The following is a 26,065-nucleotide window of genomic DNA, read 5'->3' as shown; positions in this document are numbered from 1 at the left end:
CGATCACGGATGTCCCATCGATCACACTGATGATTACTATCGAACCGCCCGCCTGTCGAGCGGTGGAACCGCGCTCTTATAATCGCCTTCGATTTTCCCCGCTTTCCCGCCTGCTCCAGGCGACCTCCCTCCTTGGAATCCGACACTATGCCAAGCGCCAGCCAGGCCCCACGGGGCCGTCCCGAACATGATCAACAAAGCGTTTTCCAGCAGTGGCTGGCGATCCTCTCCGTCGCCGTGGGTGCCTTCGCCCTGGTGACCAGCGAATTCCTGCCGGTGGGCGTGCTCAACGATGTCGCCAGCGACCTGGGCATCAGCGCCGGCCATGCCGGACTGATGGTGACCCTGCCCGGCATCATGGCCGCCCTCGCCGCGCCGCTGCTGTCGGTGGGTATCGGCGCGATGGACCGACGCTACCTGCTGGTCGGCCTGACGCTGATCATGATCCTCGCCAACTCGGTGGTCGCCTTCGCCAGCGACTTCAACCTGCTGCTGGTCGGCCGCGTCCTGCTGGGCATCAGCATCGGCGGCTTCTGGGCCACCGCCATCGCCCTGAGCGGGCGCCTGGCACCCAAGGGAGTCGGCGTGGCCCAGGCCACCTCGATCATCATGGCCGGGGTGACCCTCGCCACCGTGCTCGGCGTGCCCGTCGGCACCTGGCTCAGCGGCCTGATGGGCTGGCGCATGACCTTCCTGGCCACCGCGCTGGTGGGCATTCCGGTGCTGCTGGCGCAGGTCTTCCTGCTGCCAAAGCTGACACCCGACAAGGCGATCCGCGTCAGCGACCTGCCGGCCCTGTTCATCAACCCGCTGGCCCGGGTCGGCCTGATCGCCGTGTTGCTGATCGGCCTGGCGCACTTTGCCGCCTATACCTATGTCGCGCCGTTCTTCAAGCACAGCTCCGGCTTCGATGGCGCGACCATCAGCTCGTTGCTGCTGCTCTACGGCGTAGCCGGGGTGATCGGCAACCTCTTCGCCGGCTTTGCCGCCAACCAGAGCGTGCGCCATACCCTGCTGCTGGTCGCGCTGATGATCGGCGCCAGCACCGCGCTGTTCCCCTACTTCGCCACCGGCATGACCGGCGCGGTGATGCTGATCGCGCTGTGGGGCTTCGCCTTCGGTGCCTTCCCGGCCTGCGCCAGCATCTGGATGTTCGTGGTCGCGCCCAAGGACGTGGAGCGCGGCATGCCGCTGTTCGTTGCGATGTTCCAGGTGATCATTGCCCTGGGTTCGTTCTTCGGCGGGCAGATCGTCGACCAGTTCGGCAGTGCGCTGCTGCTGAGCCTGGCCACGGCGCTGGTGGGTTGTGGTTTCATCACCGTGCTGGTGCTGGGGCGCAATGTCAGCAATAGCCTGGCCACCCAGGCCGGCTAGGGTTTGGACGAAAAGTCGCCGAGCGGCGATCAGGCAAGGCGAAAACAGGCGAGGAAGCGGAGTTGACTGGTTGTCAATGAGCATTCCGAGCCTGTTTTCAACGCAGCATGATCGTCGCGCAGGCACTTTTCGTACAAAGCCTAGAGTTGCAAGGCCCAGGTCTGGCTGACCAGATCCTTGCCGAACTCATGCACCGGCGCCTCCTCGACCAGTTGGAAACCCGCCTTCTGGTACAGGCGCCGGCCATCGGTCAGCACGCTGACTGTCCATAGCATCATACGCGCGTAGCCGCTGTCCCGGGCGAAGCGCAGGGTTTCTTCGATCAGCCGCTGGCCGATGCCCAGGCCACGGGCGCTGGCATCCACGTACAGCATGCGCAGCTTGGCGGTGCTGTCGTCGTGGCGGGTGACGAAGACCGAGCCGATCACCTTGCCGTCCTTTTCGGCGATCCAGCAGCGCTCCGCAGCCGGGTCGAACTCGCGCAGGAACTTCGCCACGATCTCCGCCAGCATGGCCTCGAACTCCGGGTTCCAGCCGTATTCACGGGTGTAGAGCTGCGCCTGCTGCTGGACGATCAGGCCCATGTCCCCGGCCTGGGGCGGGCGCAGGATGTATGAGCTGTCGCGCTCGCCAAGCAGCGACTGGACCTGCGCCATGGCCAGGATCAGTTGCTGTTGCCGGGCCGCAGGCATGTCCTGAAGCAGAAGCGCGACCTCTTCGCGGGCCGCTTGCTCGAGAGAGGCCAGCACCGCCTTGCCCTGTGCAGTGAGCTGAAGCACCGTCGCCCGCGCATCGCTGGCGGAGCGCGACTTGCTGATCAAGCCTTTCCTTGCGAAGCCGGCGATGATCCGGCTCAGGTAGCCGGCGTCCAGGCCCAGCAGTTGCCGAAGCTCGGCGCTGGTCAGGCCCGGGGTGCTGCCCAGTTCGAAGAGGATGCGGCTTTCGCTGAGGGAAAACCCGGTGCGCGCCAGATGCTCGCCCAGGGCGCCGATCTGGCGGGTGTAGAAGCGGTTGAAGCGGCGGATGGCGTCGGCGTGTTCAAGAAGAATGGCGTTCATTGGCAAGACGACTCATTTATTTGCCTTTAACAATCATGTCAATAGTTGGGCATTCTCTTGGGTAGACTCCCTCCCTTTACGCAAGCAGCGACTCTCGAAACCAAGGACGACCCTCATGCAGATACGCCACCTCACCCACGCCGACCTTCCCCACGCCAGCGCCCTGTGCCTGGAGGCCTTCATGCAGGCGGTGGCGCCGTCGCTGTCGGCGCAAGGCGTGGAAACCTTTTCGGGGATTGCGACAGAGACCGCCTTCGCCGAGCGCATGAAGGGTGACAACCTGATGCTGGCCTGTGTTATCGATGAGCTGCTGGTCGGGCTGATAGAGCTCAAGGAAGGCCGGCACGTGGCGATGCTCTTCGTTCTGCCGCAATGGCAGCGCAAGGGCGTTGGCCGACGCCTGATGGAGGCGGCGCTGGAGCAGGCCAGGAGCGAGGTGGTGACGGTCAGGGCGTCGTTGTCCTCAGTGCCGTCCTATGAACGCTATGGGTTCGTGCGCAGTGGTGAGGTGGGCGAGTTTGCCGGGATGGTGTTCCAGCCGCTGGAAAAGCATCTGGCCTGAGGCCCCTGTAGGAGCTGGCTTGCCTGCGAAGGACCGCAGAGCGGTCCCAAAACCATCCAGCACGAGCCGGCACCTCGCTCGATTACGGATTCGGTGCCTGCCAGACCGTAGTCATCCCGATACACGGTGAGACAGGTTTCGGGACCGCTTTGCGGTCCTTCGCAGGCAAGCCAGCTCCTACAAGATCCGCGTGCGTCCCGGTTACTGCGTCCACCCTCACCCAATACGACCCCCACCATCCCGATCGAGACACCCACCTTGCCGACCGCCCCGGGCGCCTTGCATCGTGCGCGAAACCCCATTCGCGCCGCTGCAAGACCCCAGGAGAGCACCGGTCATGACCGAGACCATCAGCGTATCCCCCGCCACTTTGCGCAAGGTGACCGCCGCCGCAGCCGTGGGCAACTTCGTCGAGTGGTTCGACTTTGCCGTGTACGGTTTTCTCGCCACCATCATCGCCAAGCAGTTCTTCGCCAGCGATGACCCCAACGCCGCCCTGCTGCAAACCTTCGCGGTGTTCGCCGTGGCTTTTGCCCTGCGCCCTCTCGGCGGGATCGTATTCGGCGCACTGGGCGACCGCCTCGGCCGCAAGCGCGTGCTCTCGGCCACGGTACTGATGATGGCCGCCGCGACCACGGTGATCGGCCTGCTGCCGACCTACGCCAGCATCGGCCTTATGGCCCCGGTGCTGCTGACCCTGACCCGCTGCGTCCAGGGCTTCTCCGCCGGCGGTGAATACGCCGGGGCCTGCGCCTACCTGATGGAACATGCGCCCAATCACAAGCGCGCCTGGTATGGCAGTTTCCTCCCGGTGTCGACCTTCTCCGCCTTCGCCAGCGCTGCGGTGATCGCCTACCTGCTGGAAGCCAGCCTGTCTGCCGAGGCCATGTCCCAGTGGGGCTGGCGCGTGCCGTTCCTGGTGGCCGCGCCGCTGGGCATCGTCGGCCTTTACCTGCGCTGGAGAATGGAGGAAACCCCGGCCTTCCGCCTGGCCATGGCGGAGCAGAAGGAGCATGCCCACTCGCCCCTGCGGGAAACCCTGACCCAGCAGAAAGGCGCGATGCTGCGCCTGGGGGCGTTCATCTCGCTGACGGCACTGTCGTTCTACATGTTCACCACCTACTTCGCGACCTACCTGCAGGTGGTCGGGCATCTGACCCGGGCGCAGTCGCTGATGGTCTCGACCATCGCCCTGCTCTTCGCGGCCGGCGCGTGTCCAGCGGCAGGTGCCTTCGCCGACCGCTTCGGCCGGCGCCGGACCATCGGCCTGACCTGCCTGTGGGTGATCGTCGCGGTGTTCCCGGCCTACTGGCTGGCGAGTTCCGGGAATGTGGTGGCGGCCGTGGTCGGGGTCATCCTGCTGGCGGTGGGCGCGGTGTCGTCAGGCGTAGTGACAGCGGCGCTGCTCTCGGAAACCTTCCCGACCCGCACCCGCTATACCGCCTCGGCGATGACCTACAACGTGGCCTACACCCTGTTCGGGGGCACCGCACCACTGATGGCGACCTGGCTGATCGGCCTCAGCGGCAGCAGCCTGGCGCCGGCGTTCTATCTGGTGATGATTGCCTTGGTGGCGTTGGTCGGAGGGTTGGCGTTGCCGGAGACCAGCCGGATTTCGTTGCATGATGAGCCAGCCGCTGCACCTGCCAGCGGTGTGGGACAGACCCACTGAGGATTTCAAGCCAGCCCCCCACGGGTACCGCGCGCACCGCTGAACCTGTGGGAGCTGGCTTGCCAGCGATGAGGCCCTGAAAAGCACCACAAGGCCCGATCAGAGCCCGCCGCCCAACGGATACTCCACCGCCAAACGGATTTGATCCCCATCCAGCTCCGCCTGCGCCGTATCCCCCCGGTGCACATTGTGCCGAATCGAGAAGGCCAGGCCCTTGGCCTTGCCGTCCTGCACCACATAACGCGCTTCCAGATCCCGCTCCCAGTGCTTGCCGTCCTTGCCGTAGCCCAGGTACGCATAGCCACCGTTCGGATCGACATGGGTCCCGTCGATATCGAAGCCACGGACATAGAGCGCCGTCAGGTTCAACCCGGGCACCCCGAACGCGCCCATGTCCAGGTCATAGCGCGCTTGCCAGGACTTCTCGTTGGGCGCGTTGAAGTCGGACAGCTGCACCGCGTTGCTGATATAGATCGCGCCACGGCTGACGTAGTCGAACGGCGTGTTGCCATCCACCTGCTGCCAGCCAAGCCCGAAGCCATGAGGCCCGCGGACGTAGCGCGACATCAGGCTCCAGGTGGTGTTGTCGATCCGCCCCGAAAGGGCCTTGCCGGTGTCGGTGGTGCGATACAGGTTGAGATCCAGGCTCAGGCTGCTGCGGTCATCCAGGGCGTGGGTGAAAGTGCTGCCGAGGTAATGCTGGTTCCAGCTGTCCTCGTAGCGCGAGGTGTACAGGCTGGCGCTGAAATCATCGCGTGGGTTCCACACCGCCCCGGCCAGGTCGAAAGCATTGCCCTGCTCGGCGTTGGAGTAATTGACCACGAAGCCCTGGTCATGACTGGAGGCATTGCGGTCGGCATTCTCGGTGAAGTGGCCGGCCACCAGCTTGAGTGTGTCGATCTCGTTGCTGGTGAGGAAGAACCCGGTGAAGGTCTCGGGCAGCAGACGGCTATCGGAAGAACTGAACACCGGCGTTTTCACCCGCTGCTCGCCCCAGGCCAGCACCGTGTCGGACACCCGCACCTTGAGCGCCGCGCCGGCCCGGCCGTAATCGTCCTTCGGATGCCCCTCGTTATCGACGCTGAGCAAGCGCGCCTTGCCGGCACGACCGCCCCCACTGTCGAGCTTCACGCCGAGATAACCATGGGCGTCCACCCCGAAACCGACCGTGCCCTGGGTAAAGCCGGATTGATAGCTGCCCATCAGGCCATAAGCCCATTCCTGCGCCAGGCCATTACGCTCGCTGCGCGGCTTCCAGGCATTGCGCGCACTGCCATTGCGGCCGCCGTGGCGATAATCGCGCTGGTCGAAGACGCTGCGGTTGAGCACGCTCCAGGTGCTGTCCTCGATAAGGCCTTTGGACTGCGATTGGGCCGAGTCGGCCTGGGCGAACGGTGCGGCAACCAGCAGCGGAAGGTACCTGAACGCACTCACTGACCGGCCCCCAGCTTCTCCAGCTGACTGGCAAGGCGTGCAGTCGCCCGCGCTGGCAGGCCCTCTGGCAACGCCGTCTTGTCGACCGCGGAATCACCCACCTGGATCAACATCACCATACCCATGGCCAGGTGCGGCACGCACTGGATGCCATACAGCCCCGGCACGCTGAAGGTCTGCTCGAACGGCTGGCTGAGCTTGCTCTTGAACGCCTGGGCCCCTGCCGGCAGCAACCCTGGAAGGCTGGCGACATTGTGGCTGGCCTGGGTCGGCAGGAAACGCACGCTATCGCCAGGCGCAATGTGCAGGTGGTCCGGCTCGTAGACCATGGCACCGTCAGCGCCACGGTTGAGCATCTTCACTTCATGCACTTCGGCCAGCGCCCCGCCGCTGCACACCAGGCCGGCCAGGGCGAGCAGCACAGCCTTCATTGCGCCACCGCCTTGCCCGTGGCAAAGGCCGTGGACAGGGTTTCCAGGCCGCGGAACAGACGGATACCGGCCTGCATGACATCGGCGTCGAGGACGATGATGCGGTTGTTCTTCACCGCGTCCATATGCTGCGCCACCGGGTCGCTGCGCAGGAATTCCAGCTTCTTCAGGTAGTCATCGGCGGGGAAGCGGCGGCGGTCCATGCGGGCGATGATGATCCAGGTCGGATTGGCCTTGGCCAGGGTCTCCCAGCCCACCGAGGGCCATTCCTCGTTGGACTCGACCACGTTGCGCACGCCCAGGGTCTGCAGCATGTAGTCGGCCACGCCGCTGCGGCCCGCCACATACGGGTCGACTTCCATATCGGCACTGGAGAACCAGAACACCGCGCTGGTCTTGCTCAGGTCCTTGCCGGCCAGCTGCGCCCTGGCCTTGTCCATCTGCCCCTTGAGCCGGGCATTCAGCGCTTCACCCCGGTCCTGCGCGTCGAAGATCTGCGCCAGCTGGCTGACGCTCTTGTAGATGCTGTCGATATTGAACGGCTGGGTCCGGGTGCCATCGGCGCCGACCAGGTTGTCCTTGCCTTCGCAATCGGAGGGCAGGATGTAGGTCGGGATACTCAGCTCGTGGAACTGCTCGCGGGTGCCGACCACGCCTTGCGCGCCGACCATCCACTCGAACTGCACCGCCACCAGTTGCGGGCGCTTGCCGGTGACCGACTCGAAGCTCGGGTCGTTGTCGGCCAAACGCGGCACCCCGGCGTTCTGCGCAGCGAACTCGGGCAGCACATCGTTGAACCACAGCGAGGTCCCGGCGAGTTTTTCACCCAGGTCAAGGGCATAGAGCATCTCGGTGCCGGCCTGGCCGATGGTCACGGCGCGCTCCGGCGCCTGCGCGAAGGTCTGCGGCATGCCGCAGTTGTCGATAGTCAGGGGATAGTGGGTGGCGGCGGCCTGGGCCAGCCCGGTCAGGCTGAGTCCGGCAAGCAGGATGGCGAAGCGAGGCAACATCGGGGGCGATCTCCTATCGAACGCGGCGCGGGACGAGCGCGCGGACAGGCATCACCGGGCTCCCGGCCGGCAGCAGGGAGCGCCACCCAGGGACAGGGCGCGGATGTCCATCCCGGACACCCCGCCGGTTGGTAAATGTATGCCGGCAGGTCTCCTGACTGGTGCGTCCTCATCTGGCCCCACCTTCCCGGATCGAAGGATCCAGTGGCGATCAAAAGGAGCAGACTCGGCACCTACAGTTGCGGGGGCAGTTCCGTTTGGCCCGTGCGGGAAGGGCTACGGATTCCCTATTGATTCCGTGATGGAAACCGGCGGGCGGCATGGTAGACCATCTGCCCGCCGAAAGGGAATCAGAAGGAATAGGCCAGTTGCCCCCAGATTCGCGGCTGACGCTCCTCACTCTCGCGCTCCCCCAGCGGCCAGCCCGCCAGCGCGCTGATATTCCAGCCCCCATTTGACCAGCCTCCGCCAAACCCTGCAGCCGAAAGGCGCCGGGGTGCCGTGTCGACGGTCCAACTGGGCGTATTCAAGCGTGCCTCACCATGATCGGCAAAGGCGACCAGTTGCCAGTGTTGGGTCAGGGCATAGCGCAATTCGGCGCTGGCCTGCCAGCCCTGGTCGCCGAAGGCGGCGGTCTGGGGTTCGTAGCGCGCGCCGAAGACACCGCCGAGATAGAGCTTTTCCGAGTCATCCAGGTTGTCGTTCGACCATTGCCCCCGCACGCCCACGTACAGCGCCAGGCGATCACCCAGTGGCTGCAGACGTGCCAGGCTTGCGCGCAGCACGCTGAAACGCCCCGTATCGGCCTTGCCGACCAGCGACCAGGGCGAGCCTTCGATCTCCAGGCGACCCTGGCGCCAGTTCAGTTCCAGGACGCTCCTGCCCGCCGTGGCCAACAGACCGTAGTCGAACACCCGGGAGTGCTTGTCGCTGTCGAAGGCAAGCAGTCCCGATTCGTCGTGCAGGTGCTTGTCGTCGTATTGCAGGCGGGCCTTGAGATCGAAGCCCGCGGTTTGCAACAGCGGCTGGAGGATAAAGGCACTGGCGGTACGCGCCTTGCCCTTGGCGTCGAGGGCTTGCAGTTCGTCACCGAGCTTGTAGGCCAGGTCCGAGAGGATGAAGCCGACACGGCTGGACCATGGACTCACGGCCAGGGAGTAAGCGGCCCAGTGATAATGACCGGCCTCGGCCGAGCCCATGCTGCGCAGGCTCAGCAAGTCGTCCGTGGCGAGCAGGCCATGCAGGTTGAGGCCACTGGCCAGGCGGCCCTGGTCGTCATGGCCGCCGAAGTTGTCCAGGGCTACGGTGCCGCTGAGGAACGGCATCGCCGTGATGGCCTCGGGCAGGTGGTAATGGGTGTCGGCCAGGGACAGGCTGCTGCGGGTCGGCAGGTCGGGCAGTTCCTGGAACGGCAGCACCTGGGCAAGGCAGGACAGCGGCAGGAGGCAGGCTGTGGACAACAGGGTGCGCATGGAGAGGATTACCAAAAAAAGAGAGAGCGACACGGACCCTGTGGGAGCTGGCTTGCCAGCGATGAGGCCAGCACTGACGATGATGTTGTCAGGACTGGCCAAATCGCTGGCAAGCCAGCTCCCACAAGTCCCTGCTAAATCAATGAGTCATGCAGCGTACTTAGAACGATCGAACCACCTGCGCCCACACCCGCGGCGTGCGGTCCACATCGCTTTGCGGATCATCATTGCCCAGCTTCCACGCCGCCACCGCGTTCACCTGCCAGCCATAGGCCGCCCAGCGTGCACCCACGCCCGCCGCCGACAGGCTGCGGTGGTTCTCGCCATTGCTCCAGGTGTCCTTGTTCAGCCGCACTTCGCCGTGGTCGACGAAGGTGCTGAGCTGCCAGGCATCGGTCAGCGCATAGCGCAGCTCGACGTTGGCCAGCCAGCCCGAGATTCGGGCTCCAGACAAGCGCGTAGGTGCGGTTCATGGTGGTACTCCTGGGGCCTTGCCGATGAACGGACGACAAGGTAAGGGCCGGAAAGTGGGCACAGGCGATACGGACCGCAAGGCCTGGCAAAGTGCTATTGGGCGTGAACCTATTGGCAAGTGGCTATCACCGAAATCAGGTAATTTCAGCGGCCCGGCATACCTGATTCTGGTGATGGTCGAAGGCCTTCACGGCATGTCAGACTAATGGCATTCCTTGTTAGCGGCATGGAGTGCCATTACTTGATAGCAATTCCCAATCACCCTCCTGATGAATCCCTGCTGCCTGCGCCGGTACTGGTCGTCGAGGACGATCCACTGATGCGCCAACGGCTGTCGCGGGTGCTCGGGGAGATCGGCTATGGCGCCGATGCGGTGAGTTTCTCGGTGAACCTCGCCGAGGCCCGCGCCCATGTCAGCCAGCACCCGGCCGCGATGGTGCTGGTGGACCTCGGCCTGCCGGACGGCAATGGCATCGAGCTGATCCGCGAGCTGCGCGCCCAGGACCCGGCGCTGTGGATCCTGGTGATCTCGGCCTGGAGCACCGAGGAAGCGATCCTCGGTGCCTTGCGTGCCGGGGCCACCGGCTATGTGCTCAAGGAACGGGATGACCTCGAGGTGAGCCTGTCGATCCGCAGCGTGCTGCGCGGCGGCGCGCCGATCGACCCGTTCATCGCCCGGCGCATCCTCACATTGTTGCCCACCGAACCACTGGCGAAGCCGGCCGATGCCCAGGATGGCGAGGCCCTCAGTGCCCGCGAGAACGAGATTCTGCAATGGGTTTCCCGCGGCTTGAGCAACCGGGAAATCGCCGATCAGCTGACCATTTCCCGCTATACCGTCGAATGCCATATCAAACGGATCTACCGCAAGCTGGCCGTTTCCTCGCGTACCCGCGCGGTAAACGAAGCCCGGCAACGCGGCTTGTTGCCCTGATCCTGCTGCTCGCCCTGCTGCCCTGGCTGCCCGGCCTGGCGCGGGCGAGCTGTCAGCCGATGATTACCCAGGTATCGGTCGCTCCCGAGCGGGCTGGCGATGGCTTGCGCCCGGTCGAGGGCTGGCAGCCGGTCACCCTGCCGGACCTGTGGCAACGGCACTGGCCCGGTTTCAGCGCCGCGGCCTGGTACCGCCTGGACTGGCAGGCCGACTGCCCGGGCGAAGTGCTGGCGCTGAATATCGACCGCCTGGTCATGGCCGCCGAGGTGTGGCTCAACGATGACCTGCTGTGGCGTGACGACAGCCTGGTCGAGCCCCTGTCACGCAGCTGGAACCTGCCGCGCTACTGGTTGCTGCCGCAATCCGGGCTGCGAGCCGACAACACCCTGTGGATTCGCCTGGTGGGTTCCGAGCATGCCGCGCCGGGGCTGGGCACGGTGCGGGTGGGCACGCCTGCTCAGGTCTGGCCCGAGTACCGCAAGCAGGAGTTCCAGCAGCGCGAGGTAATTTTCATCAGCCTGATGATTTCCCTGGTGCTCGGCGTATTGTTCCTCACCTTCTGGCTGTTCCGCCGCCAGGAGCGCGCCTTCGGCTGGTTCGCCCTGGCCTCGTTGTTGTGGTCGCTGGGTATCCTCAACATGCTGGTGACCTCGTCGTGGCCCTTCCCCAATGGCGAAGTCTGGGACCGCCTGAGCCTGGGGGCGCTGGCCCTGTACTGTCCGGCGTTCTGCCTGTTCATCTGGACCTTCGGCGGCATGCAGTTCCCGCGGTTCAGGACCGCGCTGTGGACCCTGTCCCTGGCCCTGTGCCTGGCGACGGTGGTGGTACCAAAGAGCGACCTGGCAGTCCTGCAACTGACCTCGGCGTTTTCCCTGCGCCTGGCCTTGTTCGTGGTTTGCCTGCAACTTTTGTGGCGGGCGTTCCGGGACCGGGATACCTACCTGATCCTGCTGGGGCTGGGCATCGGCGCGCTTTCCGTCTTCGAGTTCCTGGCCCTGACCGGGGTCCTCGGTATCGAGGGCGTCTACGCCCTGCTCTCTGCCCCGCTGATGTCGGTGCTGATGTTCCTGATCCTGGCCACGCGCTTCTCCAACAGCCTGCAGCGTATCGAGCGTTTCAACGATGAATTGCGGGCCACGGTCGACAGCACCCGCGCGGAGCTGACCCAGACCCTGCAGCGTGAACACCGCCTGGAAGGCGACAACATCCGCCTCAATGAACGCCTGCGCCTGACCCACGACCTTCACGACAGCCTGGGCAGTTCGTTGATGCGCTCGATCGCCCGTATGGAACATGGCGAGGGCTTGCGCGAGGCGCAGTTCCTCTCGGTGCTCAAGACCCTGCGCAGCGACCTGCGCGACGTGATCGACGGCTCGTCCGCCGTGCCGGCCTGGCAATCGCCGCAGGAATGGCTGGCGCCGTTGCGGCGGCGCTTCATCGACCTGTTCGATGACCTGGGCATCACCACGCGGTGGGACCTGCCGGAGCACTGGCCCGGGGTGTTCAGCGCAACGCAGTTGCTGGCGTTGACGCGGTTTCTGGAGGAAGCGCTGACCAATGTGCTCAAGCATGCCCGGGCAACCCGGCTGGAGGTGGGCGTTTGGGCTGAAGGGGAACATGGGTTGGGGCTATGGGTCTGTGACAACGGGCGTGGGTTCGATGTGGAGACGGTGCTGGCGGCCGGGACCGGGGTGGGCATGAGCAGCATGCGCATGCGCATCGAGCGGATGGGTGGGGAATTGCGGGTTGAATCGCGGGCGGGGGAAACGCGGTTGGTGGCAACGATTCGCGGGGCTGCGCCGGGTTCCACGGGGTCTTGAATCAAACCTGGCCTTTGTGCCCGATAGAAAACCCTGTGGGAGCGGGTTCACCCGCAATTGCGATAGTGGCTGCACCACCGCAATCGCTGGCAAGCCAGCTCCCACAGGTTTCTCGGCCAGCCACAGGTGTTGTGTTCAACGCGGTCACTGGGGGAGCTGGCTTGCCAGCGATTGCGGCAGATCAGGCAACATCATTGTCATCGCCGGCCTCATCGCCGGCAACGCCGGCTCCCACAGGGTCCGCGCCCTCCAAGAGTTATGGACTGTATCTGGAAGATCACCCATGGAAATCCGACTGACCACCCAGAACGACTGGCAACGTCTCAAGCAGGTCCGCCTGGCCGCCCTCCTCGACTCACCCACCGCCTTTGGCGTGAGCTACCAGACGGCCTCCGGGTACACTGACGAACAATGGCAGCAACGCGCCTCATCGACGGGCACGACGTTCTGGCTGGCCATGCTTGGGGATCAAACCCTGGGGATGGTCGGTGCAGCGCTCAGCGACACCGGGCGCTTCAACCTGATCGGCATGTGGCTCACCCCCGACGCCCGCGGCAGCGGCGCGGCCGAGCAACTGGTCGAGGCGGTCAAGGCGCGGGCACGGGAACGCGGGCATGGACAGGTCTACCTTGATGTCTCCCCGGAAAACGCCAGGGCGGTGAGCTTCTATCTCAAGCAGGGCTTCGTCTTCGTGGATGAATGGGAAACCCTGGAAAGTCATCCGCAGATCAAGGTGCGAGGGATGGTCTGGTCAGCTTCAACCCGAGATTGCCGATCAATTCATCGTCCTTGATATCGGCAATCGGTCCAAGAATGGCCGGATCGAACGGCGCCAGCGCCTCATCTGCAGCAATACGCCGCGGAAAATCCGGACTGGCCAGCGCCACCTTGCCCAGCGCAACGATATCGGCCCCCTCCTCGATCAGCGCTTCGGCACACTGACCATCCTGCACCCCGCCATTGCCAATCACCACGACACCCGCCGCATACCGACGCGCCAGCGCCACAAGGCTCCTGTCGCTATCCGCAAACGCTGGCTTCCAGGCTTCGAACTCCGTGACATGGACAAAATCCGCCCCCGCATCCGTCAGCGAACCGAAGATCACCTCGGCATCCGCCTCGCCCCCCGCCCACTTGTGGGCAAAGTCATTGACCTTGCCCTGGGAGATCCTGACCCCAACCGGAACCTCACCCACCGCATCCCGAACCGCCTTGACCACCTCCAGCGTCAGACCAATCCGTGCCCGAACATCACCCCCCCAACGGTCACCGCGCTGATTGCTGTAGTCCGTCAGGAACTGGTCGAGCAGATAGCCATTGGCGCCATGAATCTCGACCCCGTCAAACCCCGACTCCTGCACAGAGCGCCGCGCAGCCTGGGCAAAACCCGCGACGGCATCGGCGATGTCTTCCTCGCTCATGGCCCGAGGCACCCGGTACTTGCCCTCGCCGTAGTAGAAACGCATTTGCTCGCCCTTGGGCTGCACTGCAGCAGGCGCGACGCTGTGATCGACGAAGCGGTTGCCCTGGCTCAAGGCCCCGGCATGCATCAGCTGGGCGAATACCTTGGCGCCATGCACATGAGCGGCATCGGTGATGGTGCGCCAGGCCGCAGACTGCTGCGCATCGACGATCCCCGGCTGATACGGATAGCCCTGGGCAAACTGCCGGTCGGTGTAGATCCCCTCGGTGATCACCAGGCCGAACCCGCCCCGGGCGAATCGCTGGTAGTAATCAGCCATGCGCCGGGTGGCCAGCCCGGTCTCCGTGGCGCTGACCCGGGTCATGGGCGCAACCGCCAGGCGGTTGTGTAGCGCCAGGCCTTTAATATCGAATGGCGTTAGAATCCTGCTGTCTGAATGGCTCATGGCTGTCTCGTCGCTCCAGTGCTGTAGGGATGAATGAGCCAATCCTAGAAGTGACAACGAAGCCGACCAAGCCATGCTGAGGTGAAGGCGGCTTAACCAAAAAGGATAAAACCAATGCTGGTCGCGGATCTGCGCATCTTCCTCTCGGTCGCCGGCGCCGGAAGCTTTTCGGCGGCGGCGCGGCAACTCGACGTGGCGCCCATGCAGGTGTCGCGACGCCTGGCGGCGCTGGAGGAGGAACTGGGCGTGCGCCTGTTCCACCGCACTACCCGCTCGGTCGCGCCGACCGCCGAGGGCGAAGCCTTGCTGCCCTACGCCAGGACGATGATCGATGCCGAAGAAAGCGCTCTGCGCGAGCTTGGCCCCTCCTCCGCCGGCGTCAGCGGCACCCTGCGCCTCACCACACCCAGCGTGTTCGGCCAGTCCGTGGTGCTGAACCTGCTGCCGAAACTGCTGGCCGAGCACCCCGGTCTGCGCGTGGACCTGGAGGTGTCCGACCGCCTGGTGGATATCGTCGCCGGCGGTTTCGACCTGGCCCTGCGCGTAGCGCCCCTGGCTGATTCGGAACTGGTCGCGCGCAAGGTCGCGCCCAACCCGCGTGTGCTGTGTGCCGCGCCGGCCTACCTGAAACACCGCGGTCACCCCAAGCACCTGGCCGACCTGGATGCCCATGACTGCATCCAGCTCCAGGCCGTGGCGCGGTGGCCGTTCGTGATCGACGGGCAAGTCCAGCGTCGGCGCATGCATGGCCGGGTCAGCACCAGCAGCGTCGATGCCGTGCGCAGCGCCGCCGTCGCCGGCCTGGGCATCGCCATGCTGGCGTACTGGGATGTGGTGCAGCAGTTGCGCGATGGCTCGCTGGTGGAGATAAAGCTGGAAGATGCGGAGATGGAAGCACTGTCGGTATGGGCCGTGACCCCGACCAGGCGCTATGTGCCGGCTCGGGTCAGGATCTTTCTGGATGCGCTGGAGACCGAGATGAACGCACTGCAAGCCGCATCGCCCTGAAGGCGTTCCCCGTGCCCTCGATGAACCCTGTATCCTCCGCCACGGACGTGCCCACTTTCAGAAGGATCCCGAATGAAGTTCGCAGCAATCGCCACCAGCGTACTGTCCCTGGCCCTGCTCAACACGGCTCACGCAGGAAACGACGGCAACAGGGCGTTGGTCGAAGCCCGCTGGTACACCCTGGACTATCTCGAGAAGCGGCTGGCCGTCATCAATCCGGGCTTGCTCAAAGAGACCTTTCCCGGGCGCACTACCTATGCCTTCGTCGACGACGTGCCTGGATATCCGGTGAAAGGGGCAAACCTGTTGCGCGAACCGTCGCAGACGCTACAAGGCGCCTTCATGCGCTGGCCGGATCCGAAAAGCGGCAATGTACTGGCGACAGCGGTGGACGACTTATGCGTGAAAAACGCTGCGCTGGGACTGCGTTCGTTGTATCGGCAGGCCCGCCAGGTAGCACACCCCAAGCCCGGCCAGGGCATCGTCATCGCCGGGATCAGCACCGGGGAGCTGAAGTCGGCACCGCAGGATCTGGACCGGACCCCAAGCAGGAACCGCGACGACATCAGGTCGGTACGCCCCACGGACGAAGGCAGAATCCGCTGCAACGTCTATCGCACCGTTACCAACCGCAGCACGGTCTACGACATCTCCGTGGTCATGCGGTCCTTGGGGGCCTACTGGAAGTGACCGGGATATGAAAGCCCTCTCGATCGTCAGCCCCGGCGGCACAAGAATCGCCTCCGGCCAGAAAACCCTCGAGATCCGCCGCTGGCATCCTGACCTGGCCCTCTGCGAGGACCTGCTGATCGTCGAGAACGAACGCTTCCTGCACAACGACGGCGAGGAAGACGAGGGACACGCGGTAGCCATCGTCCGGGTCAAGGCCGTGCGCCCCTTCGAAGTCGCCGATATCGAGGCGGCCTGTGCCAGCTATCACGAAGACGGCTGGCTCGCCTGGGAACTCAGCGACATCAGGGCGATCACAAAACCGCTGCCCGTTCGCGCTGCCCGGGGGATCTACGAAGTGGAGTTCCCGGACTCGCACCCGCAGTCTTCCACGTGTTCAGGAGCTACGACGCAATGGAACTGACCCGCCCCCTCATCTGCCTGGCCGCCGCCCTGCTCCTGGCCGGCTGCGCCCATGACGCCGCAAAACCCGAGACCACCCCGGCAGCGCCTGTCGCGCCAACTCCCTCTTCCGACAAGCCAGCCGGCCTGTTCGAGATCATCTCGACGTCCGAAGTCGCCACCTTCTTCGATGCCCATTCCGTGGCGCTGTACCAGGGCAAACCACAGCTGCGCCAGTTCAGCCTGATCAACAACTACGCCAAGCCCGCCAAGATCGGCTCCGGCGAAACCTGGGTACGCAGCTCCAGCTCGCTGCGGGTAATCGACTGCGAACAAGGCAAGACAGCCCAGTTCGGCCGGGTGTATTTCACCGAATACTTCGCCAAAGGCGAAGAGGTCCTGCGCAAGGACGAAGTCCCGCGGTGGGAGGCGGTGCTGCAGCAGTCGATGCTGGGGCAATTGCGCACCATGGTGTGCGGGCTCGATCCGGCACGACTCAGGGGCGCAGGTAACTGACCCGACGACCACCGGCGACCACAGACCAACCCGAAGATAGAAAGGACAGCCCCATGCACCACGCGGCTCCCGCCATCGACACCATCGTATTCGACCTCGGAGGCGTTCTGGTCGACTGGAACCCCCGGCACCTGTACCGAAAGATCTTCATGAACGACGAACCGGCAGTGGAGGCGTTCCTGTCCGAGGTCTGCAACACCGCCTGGAACGAGCACCAGGACCGCGGCCGCCCCTGGGCGGAGGCCATCGCCCAGGCAACCTCCGAGCACCCGACCCACGCGGCCAACATCCGCGCCTATCGCGAGCGCTGGGACGAGATGCTCGGCGAACTGTTGGAACGGGGCCTGCTGCGCTGACTCAGGCCGGCACACCCAGAATGATTTGCGACGCCTTGATCACCGCCGTAGCACTCACCCCCGCCTTCAACCCCAGCTCATCCACCGCATCACGCGTGACGATCGAATACACCTTGCTGCCACCTGCCAGCTCCAGCAGCACCTCGGCATTCACCGCACCGTCGGTCACGCTGAGCACCTTGCCCTCCAGGCAGTTGCGCGCCGAAAGACGGATGCCGGCAGCCTCGGTCATCAACATCACCCACGGTGCCTTGACCAGCGCCACGGCCTCCTTGCCCACCGCGATGCCCAGGCTGCGCACACTTTCCATGGTGACCACGGCCACCAGTTGCTCGCCACCCGGCAGGGTCAAGACCACTTCGGCGTTGACCGCGCCTTCCTGCACCTGGCTGACCTGACCCTTGAAAACGTTGCGTGCGCTGACCTTCATGAGAGACTCCATTTCCTGACTTCAAAGTTAGATTCTGCCGTCATGATGCGAGCTTGCTCTGTGTAGTCACAACCATAACGCCAGACATTCCCTGTATACAAAAACCAAAAACACTGCTTACAATCTTTACCGCCTACGACATCGGCAATCGCCCATGCGTATAGCAACGGTCCACAGCCATGCAACGCCAACCACAGTTCGACCTGATCGAACGTCCCCGCTGCATCCCCCTCGGTAACGCCCGTTCACGCCAGCCCTTGGGCAGGTCGAGGCCCTCGTCCTCGACAGCCATCCCGTTCGCGCCTTTGCACTGATCGATTTCGCCCGAGCGAAATGCCTTTGAAAACCGCACTCCCCCTCAGGAGAGGAATCCCCATGCCCAAGACATTACTGGTCAAGAACGCCGAGCTTCTGGTGACGATGGACGGCGAACGCCGCGAGATCAGACGCGGCGGCCTGTACATCGTAGACAATGTGATCCAGCAGGTCGGCCCCAGCGACGAACTGCCGCAACAGGCCGACACGGTCCTCGACATGACCGGCAAGGTGGTCATCCCCGGCCTGGTCAACACTCACCATCACATGTACCAGAGCCTTACCCGGGTGGTCCCGGCAGCCCAGGATGGCGAGCTGTTCAACTGGCTGACCAACCTCTACCCGATCTGGGCCCGGCTGACCCCCGAGATGATCGCCGTCTCGACCCAGACCGCCATGGCCGAGCTGATCCTCTCGGGCTGCACCACCTCCAGCGACCACCTGTACATCTACCCCAACGGCTGCAAGCTGGACGACAGCATCCACGCTGCCGGCGAGATCGGCATGCGCTTCCATGCCGCCCGCGGCAGCATGAGCGTCGGCCGCAGTCAGGGCGGCCTGCCGCCGGATTCGGTGGTGGAGAAGGAGAGCGACATCCTCAAAGAGTCGCAGCGCCTGATCGAGGACTACCACGACGCCAGCCATGGCTCGATGCTGCGGGTCGTGGTCGCGCCCTGCTCGCCGTTCTCGGTGAGCCGCGACCTGATGCGCGAAGCGGCGGTGCTGGCCCGTGAACACGGGGTGTCCCTGCACACCCACCTGGCGGAAAACGTCAACGATATCGCCTACAGCCGCGAGAAGTTCGGCATGACCCCGGCCGAGTACGCCGAGGACCTGGGCTGGGTCGGCCACGACGTCTGGCATGCCCACTGCGTGCAACTCGACCAGCATGGCATCGAGCTGTTCGCCCGCACCGGCACTGGCGTCGCCCACTGCCCGTGCTCGAACATGCGCCTGGCCTCGGGTATCGCGCCGATCCGCAAGATGCGCGATCACGGTGTGCCGGTGGGTCTGGGCGTGGATGGTTCCGCGTCCAACGATGGTGCCAGCATGATCGGCGAAGTGCGCCAGGCCCTGCTGCTGCAGCGGGTCGGTTTCGGTCCGGATGCGATGACCGCCCGGGAAGCCCTGGAAATCGCCACCCTGGGCGGCGCCAAGGTGCTCAACCGCAACGATATCGGCGCCCTGGCGCCGGGCATGGTGGCGGACTTCGTGGCCTTCGACCTCGGCCATGTGGCCTATGCCGGTGCCCTCCACGATCCGCTGGCAGCGCTGGTGTTCTGCACCCCGACCCATGTCGATACCAGCGTGATCAATGGCCGGGTGGTGGTGAAGGACGGGCGTATCACCACCGTCGACCTGCCACTGGTGCTGGAACGGCATAACCAGTTGGCGCGGCAATTGGTGCTCGGCGAGTAAAGAGATCTGCGTTGCCGCTGAGGGTCTCATCGCTGGCAACGCCGACCTGGGCTGGAAAAGGGGTGCTCCGGCCGGGATCGACCAGGCAGCACACCCTGGCTAGATATCCAGCACCAGGCACCCGCCTATGGCCCGGGAACAGCAGGGCGTCATCTGCCCCCGCCGCTCCTCGGCCGTGAGGAACTGGTCCCGGTGCTCCACCTCGCCCTCCACCACCCGGGTGATGCAGGTGCCGCAAATCCCCTGCTCGCAGGACACCGGAATGATGATCCCGGCCTCGTCCAGCACCTGGGTGATGGAGCGGTCCGGCGGAATCTCGAAGACCTCCCCGGTCGCGTGGATGCGCACTTCGAAGGTTGCGTCGCCCGCCTGCGTCACGGGCGCCGCGCCGAAGTATTCGCGGTGCAGCCGCGATTCGTTCCAGCCCAGCGCCCGGGCGCCATCGAGTACGTGAGCCATGTAACCCGCCGGGCCACAGACGTAGAGATGGGTATCCGCAGGCTCGGCCGCCAGCACCTCGGCCAGCGCCAGGCGTTCGCCATCGTCGAAGTAACAACGCGCCGACAGCGCCCCAAGCACATCGAGAAACGCCGCGCACTGCGCCGAACGTGCCGAGTAATGCACCGCGAACGCCCGCCCCTCGCGGGCCAGGCTACGGGCCATGGCCAGGATCGGCGTGACGCCGATTCCCCCGGCAAACAACAGCGAGCGCCCGCCGTCGCGCTCCAGGGCGAAAAGATTGCGCGGCTCGCTCACCGTCACCCGTTGCCCCACCCGCAAACGCTCATGTACCGCCCGCGAGCCACCGCGAGACGCGGCATCGCGCAGCACGCCAATGCAATAGCGATGGCGCTCCTGGGGGTCATTGCACAATGAATACTGGCGCACCAGACCCTCGCCCAGGTGCACGTCGATATGCGCCCCGGCGGCGAACGACGGCAGTTCGCCACCGTCCTCGCGCACCAGCTCCAAACCGAGGATGTCCTGCGCTTCCAGGCGCATCGCCCTGATCAGCAGTTCCATCACGACGCACTCCGGGCAATGACCGGCGCCTGTTCCGCCGCAATGATCCGCTCGATGATGCGCCGCGATTGCACGCCACCGGCATCGATATTCAGCTTGAGCAGGTTGCGCTGCGGGTGCTCCAGCAGGTTGCGCTGCTGGCGCTCGAGCATTTGCAGGTCCTCGGCGAAGATCTTGCCCTGGCCCGTGCGGATGGTCTCGGTCAGCGCTGCATCATCGGCCTTGAAGTTGCGCGCCATGCCCCAGAAGTACCAGATCGAGGTATCGCTCTCGGGGGTGATGAAGTCGACCACGATGCTCCCGGCCTTGCATTCGGCCGGGGCGTCGTAGCCACCGGTGCCGGCATGGGCTACGCCGACTTCGATCATTACGTGGCTGGGCGGGGAGAACCGGCAGATCTGCCAGCGGTCCACCGCCACGTCGTCGGCCAGGCCGTTGCCGCGCAAGGCCGCCTGCCAGAACGGCGGCGGCAGGATGTTTTCCATGTAGCGGCTGGTGATCACCTCGTCGCCATTGACCTTGGTACTGACCGGCGCCTCGTCGATTTCCTTCTGGCCGATGCTGGAGGCATGCACGTAGGTTTCGTGGGTCAGGTCCATCAGGTTGTCGATCATCAGGCGGTAGTCACAGGCGATGTGGTAGAGCCCGCCGCCATAGGCCCAGTCCGGGCTCTCGGCCCAGTGCAGATGGGGTATCAGCGCCGGATCCGCCAGCGCCGGATCACCCGGCCAGACCCAGATGAAGCCGTGGCGCTCCTCCACCGGGAAGCTGCGGATCGCCGGAAAGGCCTGGACCCGCTGGCAGGGCATGGCGGCCGTTCGGCCGTCGCTGCCCATCTCCAGGCCGTGGTAACCGCAGATCAGCTTGCCGTCACGGACGAAGCCCAGGGACAGCGGCGCACCACGGTGCGGACAGAAGTCTTCCAGCGCGCCGACACGGGACGCGTCACCGCGATAGAACACCATGTTCTCGTTGCAGATCTTGCGGCCCAGGGGCTTTTCAGCGATCTCGTCGGGGGTGCAGGCGACGTACCAGGCGTTTTTCGGGTGCATGGGTCAGGCTCGTTTTGTTGTTGTGATGGATCCATAAACTGCAATTTAACGACCAATAACACAACAGAAACGCAAATAATGGATCCATTAACGGTTCGATAATCGCCCCGCTTTTGTTTCGCCCCTCCCTTCGCAGCGGCCGGCAAAGCCGTTACAGTGCCGCGCACGAAGGGTTTGGCCGTGGAGGCCGCAGTGAGTGGATCCGGACAACGTGTATTGAACCTGCTGCGCAGGATGATCCTCGACGGGCAGTTCGCCCCCGGCGAGCGCATCGCCGAGGTGCCGACCGCCGAATTGCTGGAGGTGTCGCGGATGCCGGTGCGCATGGCCTTGCGGGCGCTGGAGCAGGAAGGCTTGCTGGTACGCCAGGGTGCGCGGGGCTTTGCGGTGAAGCAGGTGACCGCCGAAACCCTGGGCAATGCCGTGGAAGTGCGCGGTGCGCTGGAAGGCCTGGCAGCGCGGCAAGCGGCCGAGCGCGGCCTGGACAAGGCGGCGCGGGCGGTGTTGCTGGAGTGCCTGGAGCAGGCGGACCTGTTGTTCGAGAAGGGCTTCGTCACCGAGGAAGACCTGGCGGCCTATCACGACATCAACAAGCGCTTCCACCAGACCATCATCGAGGCCAGCGGCAATGCGGCGGTGGCCGAAGCGCTGTCCCGCAATGAGCACCTGCCGTTCGCCTCGGTCAGCTCGATCGCCGTGGACCGCGGCAACCTGGCCCAGGAGTTCCGCCGCTTCAACTTCGCCAACATGCAGCATCACACCATCGTCGATGCCCTGCTGGCCGGGCAAGGGGCACGGGCCGAGGCGATCATGCGCGAGCATGCGCAGGTGACCATCAGGTACATGAAGATCTTCAGCGGGCCGCGGCAGGAGGGGTTGAAGATTATTCAGTGACTGTACCGGCGACGAGGCCCGAAAGTGAAACATGTAAATTCCGCATAAAAACAAAACATTGTTATTAACAAAGCACCAACCGGTATTTCACAACCTACCCTTCCCGCCCCTACCCTGTTCGCCATCCCTCCCCGTGATGAAGAACCCCGACCATGTCCCGATCCACCACCCTCCTGACCCACCGCTACGGCCCCACCCACACCACGCCCGCCCTCGACAACCCGATCATCGAGCACCTGCTGAACCACCGCAGCCTGCGCACCTACGCCGACCAGCCACTGCCGCCGGGCACCCTGGAAACCCTGGTCGCCGCCGCGCAATCCGCTGCCACCTCGTCCAACCTGCAGGCCTGGAGCGTGATCGAGGTGCAGGACCCTGCCCGTCGCGCGCGCCTGGCAAAACTGGCCAACAACCAGGCGCATATCGTCCAGGCACCGCTGTTCCTCGTCTGGCTGGCGGACTTCTCCCGCGCCCAGCGCATCGCTGACCAGCGCGATACCGAACTCAAGGCGCCTGCATACTTCGACAGCCTGCTGGTCGGCAGCATCGACGCGGCCCTGGCCGCGCAGAACGCGGTGGTCGCAGCGGAGGCCCTGGGCCTCGGCACCGTCTACATCGGCGCCCTGCGCAACGACCTGCAGGCAGTGATCGACGAGCTGCAACTGCCGCCGCTGGTCTACCCGGTGTTCGGCCTGTGCGTCGGCTACGCCGCCACGGAAACCGCGATCAAGCCACGCCTGCCGCAAACCGTGACGGTGCACCGCGATACCTACCAGGTCGACCCGGAACAGGAACAGGCGCAGATCCGCGACTACGAAACCCTGGCCGCCGACTTCGCCCGCAGCCAGGGCCAGAACTCGCCGTCGTGGAGCGAGCAGGTGATCAATCGCCTCAAGGACGAAAGCGCCCTGCACGGCCGCGAACGCATCGCCGGAGTACTCAACGCCCAGAAACTCGCCCTGCGCTAAGGCGGACCACCTGAACGCCCTGACCCGCCCGGACGCACCGCCAACCTTCCAGCGCAAGGTGCCGATGATCATCGGCTGCGCGCTGTTCATGGAATTGCTCGACTCCACCGCCGTGCTCACCGCCCTGCCCCAGTTGGCGGCGGACTTCGGCGAGCCCAGCGTGCGCATGAACCTGGTGGTGACCCTGTATCTGCTGGCGGTGGCGATGTTCATCCCGCTGAGCGGCTGGCTGGCGGAGCGCCTGGGGCCGCGCCGGGTGTTCATCGCGGCGATCGGGTTGTTCGTGGTCAGTTCGCTGGCTTGCGCGCTGTCCGCCAGCCTGTGGCAACTGGCCCTGGCACGCTTTTGCCAGGGCATGGCCGGGGCGCTGATGGTGCCGGTGGGCCAGGTGATCCTGCTGCGCTGGTCGAGCAAGGGCGATCTGCTCAAGGCCATGGCCTACCTGACCATGCCCGCCCTGCTCGGCCCGGTGTTCGGCCCGCCGCTGGGCGGGCTGCTGGTGACCTGGCTGTCGTGGCACTGGATCTTCCTGCTCAACCTGCCCATCGGTCTGCTCGGCATCTTGCTGGTGCTGCGCCATGTGCCGGACTATCCGGGGCAACGCATCCGGCCGTTGGACCTGCGCGGGTTCCTTCTTGGCAGCCCGGCGCTGGCTTGCCTGGTGCTGGCCTTCGAAAGCCTCGGGCATGGCTCATTGCGCGGGGAGTGGGCGTGCCTGTTGCTGGTTTCGGGAATGGCTTTCGCCTGGGCCTTTGTGCGCCATGCCCGGCGGGCAGCGGCGCCGCTGCTGGACCTGTCGCTGTTGCGCATCCCCAGCTTCGCCCTGGTGCTGTGGGGCGGCACCCTGTTTCGTCTCGGCAGTGCGTCATTACCCTTCCTGCTGGTGCTGCTGTTCCAGCTTGGCTACGGCATGAGCGCGCTGGAGGCCGGGCTGCTGACCTTTGCCGGCGGCGCTGGGGCCTTGTTGATCAAGTTCATTTCCGTGCCGCTGGCGCGGCGTTTCGGCTTTCGTGACCTGCTGGTGTGGAACACGGTGCTGGGCGCGCTTTCCATTGCCCTGTGTGCGTTGTTTACCGAGGACACGGCTCCTATCGTGGTGATGTTCATGCTGTTCGTGGGCGGGCTGTCGCGGTCGTTGCAGATGACGGCGATGGGGGCACTGACCTATGCGGATATCCCGCCGGAGCGCTCGGCCAGTGCGGCGACTTTGTCGGCGACCAGTGTGCAGATCAGTTTGAGTCTGGCGGTGTGCCTGGCGGCGATGTTGCTGGGCGGGATCCAGCGGGTGCAGGGGCATGGGCAGCCGCAGGCCGGGGATATTCAGGTGACCCTGGTGCTGGTGAGTTTGATGTGCCTGGGGGCTGGGTTGGTGTTCAGGCGGTTGGACAGGGAGAAGTGAGGGTGCTCTCTCGGGTCTCATCGCTGGCAAGCCAGCTCCCACAGGTTCACCAGTGTTCTTAAGAGCACCGCTGTACCTGTGGGAGCTGGCTTGCCAGCGATGAGGCCGGTAAGAGCAACACAAAATCTGGCGCTGTCCCTCGATTACAGCATTGTAATTTTGCCGCCACCCCCCTGATACCTGCCGCTCCTTAGAGTGCCGCCATCTTTCCAACCGGGCCTGGCGGCACCTTCGGCGTTTCCGTCGGGCTTTTCGAGCACGAGGACCCGCCAGTGCCCCGACCCTCCTTGTTCCTTACGCTGTGCGCCGCGCTGGCCACGCCCGTCGCCATGGCCGACAGCCTGAGCCTGCCCCAGGCCCTCGCCACGGCCCTCGAACACAATCCGGACATGGCCGCCGCGCGCCAGGAGATCGGTATCGCCGACGGTGCCCGGCGCCAGGCCGGGCTGATCCCCAATCCGGAGCTGTCGGTCGAGGTCGAGGACACCCGGCGCAACACCAGCACCACCACCGTGACCCTCAGCCAGCCCCTGGAACTGGGCGGCAAGCGCGCGGCGCGGGTCGAGGTGGCCAGCGTCGGCCAGGCCCTCGCGCAGATGACCCTGGAACGCCAGGTCAACGACCTGCGCGCCGAAGTCACCCAGGCCTTCCATGCCGCCCTGCGCGCGCAGACCGGCGTGGAACTGGCGCAGCAATCCCTGGACCTGACCGAACGCGGTCTGCGGGTGGTCGAGGGGCGCGTTCGCGCCGGCAAATCCTCGCCCGTGGAAGCCACCCGCGCCGAAGTGCAACTGGCCGAGGCACGCCTGCAACTGAGCCGCGCCGAAACCGAAAAGACCAGCGCCTGGCGGCAACTGGCGCAGATCACCGGCAGCAGCGTGAGCAACTTCGACCGCCTGCAAGCCCCTTCCCTCTCGCCCGGCCTGCCACCCGATGCAGAGCTGATGCTCGCCCGTATCGAACAGACTGCCGAACTGCGCCAGGCCGCGGCGCAGATCGAGCAGAACGAGGCGGCGCTGGGCTCGGAAAAGGCCCGGCGCATTCCCGACCTGACCGTCAGCCTCGGCAGCCAGTACGACCGCGCCGAGCGCGAGCGGGTCAACGTGGTCGGTCTGTCCCTGCCCTTGCCACTGTTCGATCGTAACCAGGGCAATGTCCTCGCCGCCGCGCGCCGCGCCGACCAGTCCCGCGACCTGCGCAATGCCGTGGAGCTGCGCCTGCGCAGCGAGACGCACACGGCCCTGAACCAGTGGGCCACGGCCATGGGCGAGGTCGGCGCCTATGACAGGACCATCCTGCCCGCCGCGCGCCAGGCCGTGGACACCGCCACCCGCGGCTTCGAGAGGGGCAAGTTCGGCTTTATCGAAGTGCTCGACGCCCAGCGCACCCTGATCAGCGCCCGCGAGCAATACCTCGCCGCCCTCACCGCCGCCACCGAGGCCCGGGCCCGGGTGGAACGGATCTACGGCGACCTCGGCCCCCTTTGAATCCCCTGCCTCTGGAGC

Annotated in this window: 26 protein-coding genes and 1 riboswitch; of the genes, 16 read left to right on the top strand and 10 right to left on the bottom strand. The window is 65.2% G+C overall.

Annotation, left to right across the window (positions count from 1 at the left end; translation table 11 throughout):
- Positions 1–147: 147 nt before the first annotated feature.
- Positions 148–1,374, top strand: coding sequence for an MFS transporter (locus PSEMO_RS24580; RefSeq protein WP_075805534.1), 1,227 nt, complete (start codon positions 148–150; stop codon positions 1,372–1,374).
- 140 nt (positions 1,375–1,514) lie between these two features.
- Here the strand turns inward: PSEMO_RS24580 and PSEMO_RS24575 are convergent, their stop codons facing one another.
- Positions 1,515–2,432 (bottom strand): bifunctional helix-turn-helix transcriptional regulator/GNAT family N-acetyltransferase, encoded by a 918-nt coding sequence (locus tag PSEMO_RS24575; protein ID WP_075805533.1) that lies wholly within the window; start codon positions 2,430–2,432, stop codon positions 1,515–1,517.
- A gap of 115 nt (positions 2,433–2,547) precedes the next feature.
- Here PSEMO_RS24575 and PSEMO_RS24570 point away from each other — a divergent pair, with 115 nt between their 5' ends.
- Both PSEMO_RS24570 and PSEMO_RS24565 read left to right on the top strand, forming a co-directional pair.
- A complete protein-coding gene (locus PSEMO_RS24570) occupies positions 2,548–2,994 on the top strand; it encodes a GNAT family N-acetyltransferase (RefSeq protein ID WP_075805532.1) in 447 nt (148 codons plus the stop codon).
- Between the two features lie 337 nt (positions 2,995–3,331).
- Complete coding sequence (locus PSEMO_RS24565) at positions 3,332–4,666, top strand: MFS transporter (RefSeq protein ID WP_075805531.1); 1,335 nt, start codon at positions 3,332–3,334, stop codon at positions 4,664–4,666.
- A 99-nt stretch (positions 4,667–4,765) separates the two neighbouring features.
- On the opposite strand, the gene PSEMO_RS24560 is transcribed toward PSEMO_RS24565, so the two are convergent.
- From PSEMO_RS24560 to PSEMO_RS24540, 5 genes are all read right to left on the bottom strand, one after another.
- Positions 4,766–6,100: an OprD family porin gene (locus PSEMO_RS24560; protein ID WP_075805530.1), complete on the bottom strand. Its 1,335-nt coding sequence runs from the start codon at positions 6,098–6,100 to the stop codon at positions 4,766–4,768.
- Positions 6,097–6,531, bottom strand: coding sequence for a pseudoazurin (locus PSEMO_RS24555; protein ID WP_075805529.1), 435 nt, complete (start codon positions 6,529–6,531; stop codon positions 6,097–6,099). The genes PSEMO_RS24560 and PSEMO_RS24555 overlap by 4 nt, the downstream gene beginning before the upstream one ends.
- Positions 6,528–7,541 carry an ABC transporter substrate-binding protein gene (locus tag PSEMO_RS24550; protein WP_075805528.1) on the bottom strand — a complete coding sequence of 338 codons (1,014 nt, stop codon included), beginning with the start codon at positions 7,539–7,541 and terminating at the stop codon, positions 6,528–6,530. Before PSEMO_RS24550 ends, PSEMO_RS24555 begins: the two co-directional genes overlap by 4 nt.
- A 127-nt stretch (positions 7,542–7,668) precedes the next feature.
- Positions 7,669–7,869, bottom strand: a riboswitch (cobalamin riboswitch).
- Between the two features lie 22 nt (positions 7,870–7,891).
- A complete protein-coding gene (locus tag PSEMO_RS24545; RefSeq protein ID WP_075805527.1) occupies positions 7,892–9,013 on the bottom strand; it encodes a ShlB/FhaC/HecB family hemolysin secretion/activation protein in 1,122 nt (373 codons plus the stop codon).
- Between the two features lie 160 nt (positions 9,014–9,173).
- Entirely contained in the window at positions 9,174–9,467 is a 294-nt protein-coding gene (locus PSEMO_RS24540) for a hypothetical protein (protein ID WP_075805526.1), read from the bottom strand.
- A gap of 261 nt (positions 9,468–9,728) precedes the next feature.
- On the opposite strand from PSEMO_RS24540, the gene PSEMO_RS24535 reads away from it, so the two are divergent.
- From PSEMO_RS24535 to PSEMO_RS24525, 3 genes are all read left to right on the top strand, one after another.
- Positions 9,729–10,421, top strand: a complete 693-nt coding sequence (locus tag PSEMO_RS24535; RefSeq protein ID WP_256721190.1) for a response regulator — start codon at positions 9,729–9,731, stop codon at positions 10,419–10,421.
- A gap of 59 nt (positions 10,422–10,480) precedes the next feature.
- A complete protein-coding gene (locus PSEMO_RS24530; RefSeq protein ID WP_178392049.1) occupies positions 10,481–12,241 on the top strand; it encodes a sensor histidine kinase in 1,761 nt (586 codons plus the stop codon).
- A 283-nt stretch (positions 12,242–12,524) separates the two neighbouring features.
- Positions 12,525–13,034 (top strand): GNAT family N-acetyltransferase, encoded by a 510-nt coding sequence (locus PSEMO_RS24525; RefSeq protein WP_075805524.1) that lies wholly within the window; start codon positions 12,525–12,527, stop codon positions 13,032–13,034.
- Here PSEMO_RS24525 and PSEMO_RS24520 read toward each other — a convergent pair.
- Positions 12,970–14,109: an NADH:flavin oxidoreductase gene (locus tag PSEMO_RS24520; RefSeq protein WP_075805523.1), complete on the bottom strand. Its 1,140-nt coding sequence runs from the start codon at positions 14,107–14,109 to the stop codon at positions 12,970–12,972. The genes PSEMO_RS24525 and PSEMO_RS24520 overlap by 65 nt on opposite strands.
- 114 nt (positions 14,110–14,223) lie before the next feature.
- Here PSEMO_RS24520 and PSEMO_RS24515 point away from each other — a divergent pair, with 114 nt between their 5' ends.
- The 5 genes from PSEMO_RS24515 (at position 14,224) to PSEMO_RS24495 (ending at position 17,060) form a co-directional block, all read left to right on the top strand.
- Complete coding sequence (locus tag PSEMO_RS24515) at positions 14,224–15,117, top strand: LysR family transcriptional regulator (protein WP_075805522.1); 894 nt, start codon at positions 14,224–14,226, stop codon at positions 15,115–15,117.
- 72 nt (positions 15,118–15,189) lie between these two features.
- Positions 15,190–15,807 (top strand): hypothetical protein, encoded by a 618-nt coding sequence (locus PSEMO_RS24510; protein WP_075805521.1) that lies wholly within the window; start codon positions 15,190–15,192, stop codon positions 15,805–15,807.
- 7 nt (positions 15,808–15,814) lie between these two features.
- Complete coding sequence (locus PSEMO_RS24505; protein WP_075805520.1) at positions 15,815–16,210, top strand: ASCH domain-containing protein; 396 nt, start codon at positions 15,815–15,817, stop codon at positions 16,208–16,210.
- Positions 16,201–16,704, top strand: a complete 504-nt coding sequence (locus PSEMO_RS24500; RefSeq protein ID WP_075805519.1) for a surface-adhesin E family protein — start codon at positions 16,201–16,203, stop codon at positions 16,702–16,704. The genes PSEMO_RS24505 and PSEMO_RS24500 overlap by 10 nt, the downstream gene beginning before the upstream one ends.
- A 53-nt stretch (positions 16,705–16,757) precedes the next feature.
- Positions 16,758–17,060 (top strand): hypothetical protein, encoded by a 303-nt coding sequence (locus tag PSEMO_RS24495; protein WP_075805518.1) that lies wholly within the window; start codon positions 16,758–16,760, stop codon positions 17,058–17,060.
- Position 17,061: 1 nt separating this feature from the next.
- On the opposite strand, the gene PSEMO_RS24490 is transcribed toward PSEMO_RS24495, so the two are convergent.
- Positions 17,062–17,490 carry a TOBE domain-containing protein gene (locus PSEMO_RS24490; RefSeq protein ID WP_075805517.1) on the bottom strand — a complete coding sequence of 143 codons (429 nt, stop codon included), beginning with the start codon at positions 17,488–17,490 and terminating at the stop codon, positions 17,062–17,064.
- Positions 17,491–17,865: 375 nt separating this feature from the next.
- Here PSEMO_RS24490 and PSEMO_RS24485 point away from each other — a divergent pair, with 375 nt between their 5' ends.
- Positions 17,866–19,224 carry an 8-oxoguanine deaminase gene (locus tag PSEMO_RS24485; RefSeq protein WP_075805516.1) on the top strand — a complete coding sequence of 453 codons (1,359 nt, stop codon included), beginning with the start codon at positions 17,866–17,868 and terminating at the stop codon, positions 19,222–19,224.
- Positions 19,225–19,323: 99 nt separating this feature from the next.
- On the opposite strand, the gene PSEMO_RS24480 is transcribed toward PSEMO_RS24485, so the two are convergent.
- Together PSEMO_RS24480 and PSEMO_RS24475 are read right to left on the bottom strand one after the other, a co-directional pair.
- Entirely contained in the window at positions 19,324–20,250 is a 927-nt protein-coding gene (locus PSEMO_RS24480) for a PDR/VanB family oxidoreductase (RefSeq protein ID WP_075805515.1), read from the bottom strand.
- Positions 20,247–21,299, bottom strand: coding sequence for an aromatic ring-hydroxylating oxygenase subunit alpha (locus tag PSEMO_RS24475; RefSeq protein WP_075805514.1), 1,053 nt, complete (start codon positions 21,297–21,299; stop codon positions 20,247–20,249). Before PSEMO_RS24475 ends, PSEMO_RS24480 begins: the two co-directional genes overlap by 4 nt.
- A gap of 192 nt (positions 21,300–21,491) precedes the next feature.
- Between PSEMO_RS24475 and PSEMO_RS24470 the strand changes: the two genes are divergently transcribed.
- The 4 genes from PSEMO_RS24470 (at position 21,492) to PSEMO_RS24455 (ending at position 26,047) form a co-directional block, all read left to right on the top strand.
- Positions 21,492–22,193 (top strand): GntR family transcriptional regulator, encoded by a 702-nt coding sequence (locus tag PSEMO_RS24470; RefSeq protein WP_075805513.1) that lies wholly within the window; start codon positions 21,492–21,494, stop codon positions 22,191–22,193.
- Between the two features lie 152 nt (positions 22,194–22,345).
- Positions 22,346–23,161 carry an NADPH-dependent oxidoreductase gene (locus PSEMO_RS24465; RefSeq protein WP_075805512.1) on the top strand — a complete coding sequence of 272 codons (816 nt, stop codon included), beginning with the start codon at positions 22,346–22,348 and terminating at the stop codon, positions 23,159–23,161.
- A 64-nt stretch (positions 23,162–23,225) separates the two neighbouring features.
- Positions 23,226–24,560: an MFS transporter gene (locus PSEMO_RS24460; RefSeq protein WP_081430330.1), complete on the top strand. Its 1,335-nt coding sequence runs from the start codon at positions 23,226–23,228 to the stop codon at positions 24,558–24,560.
- A gap of 329 nt (positions 24,561–24,889) precedes the next feature.
- Positions 24,890–26,047, top strand: coding sequence for a TolC family protein (locus PSEMO_RS24455; RefSeq protein WP_075805619.1), 1,158 nt, complete (start codon positions 24,890–24,892; stop codon positions 26,045–26,047).
- The last annotated feature ends 18 nt before the right edge of the window (positions 26,048–26,065 follow it).

It is taken from the genome of Pseudomonas putida (assembly GCF_001941965.1).
In the GTDB taxonomy this organism is placed as follows: Bacteria; Pseudomonadota; Gammaproteobacteria; order Pseudomonadales; family Pseudomonadaceae; genus Aquipseudomonas; species Aquipseudomonas putida_L.
The sequence above is the reverse complement of the archived record's forward strand: the minus strand, read 5'-3'. Positions and strand labels throughout refer to the sequence as shown.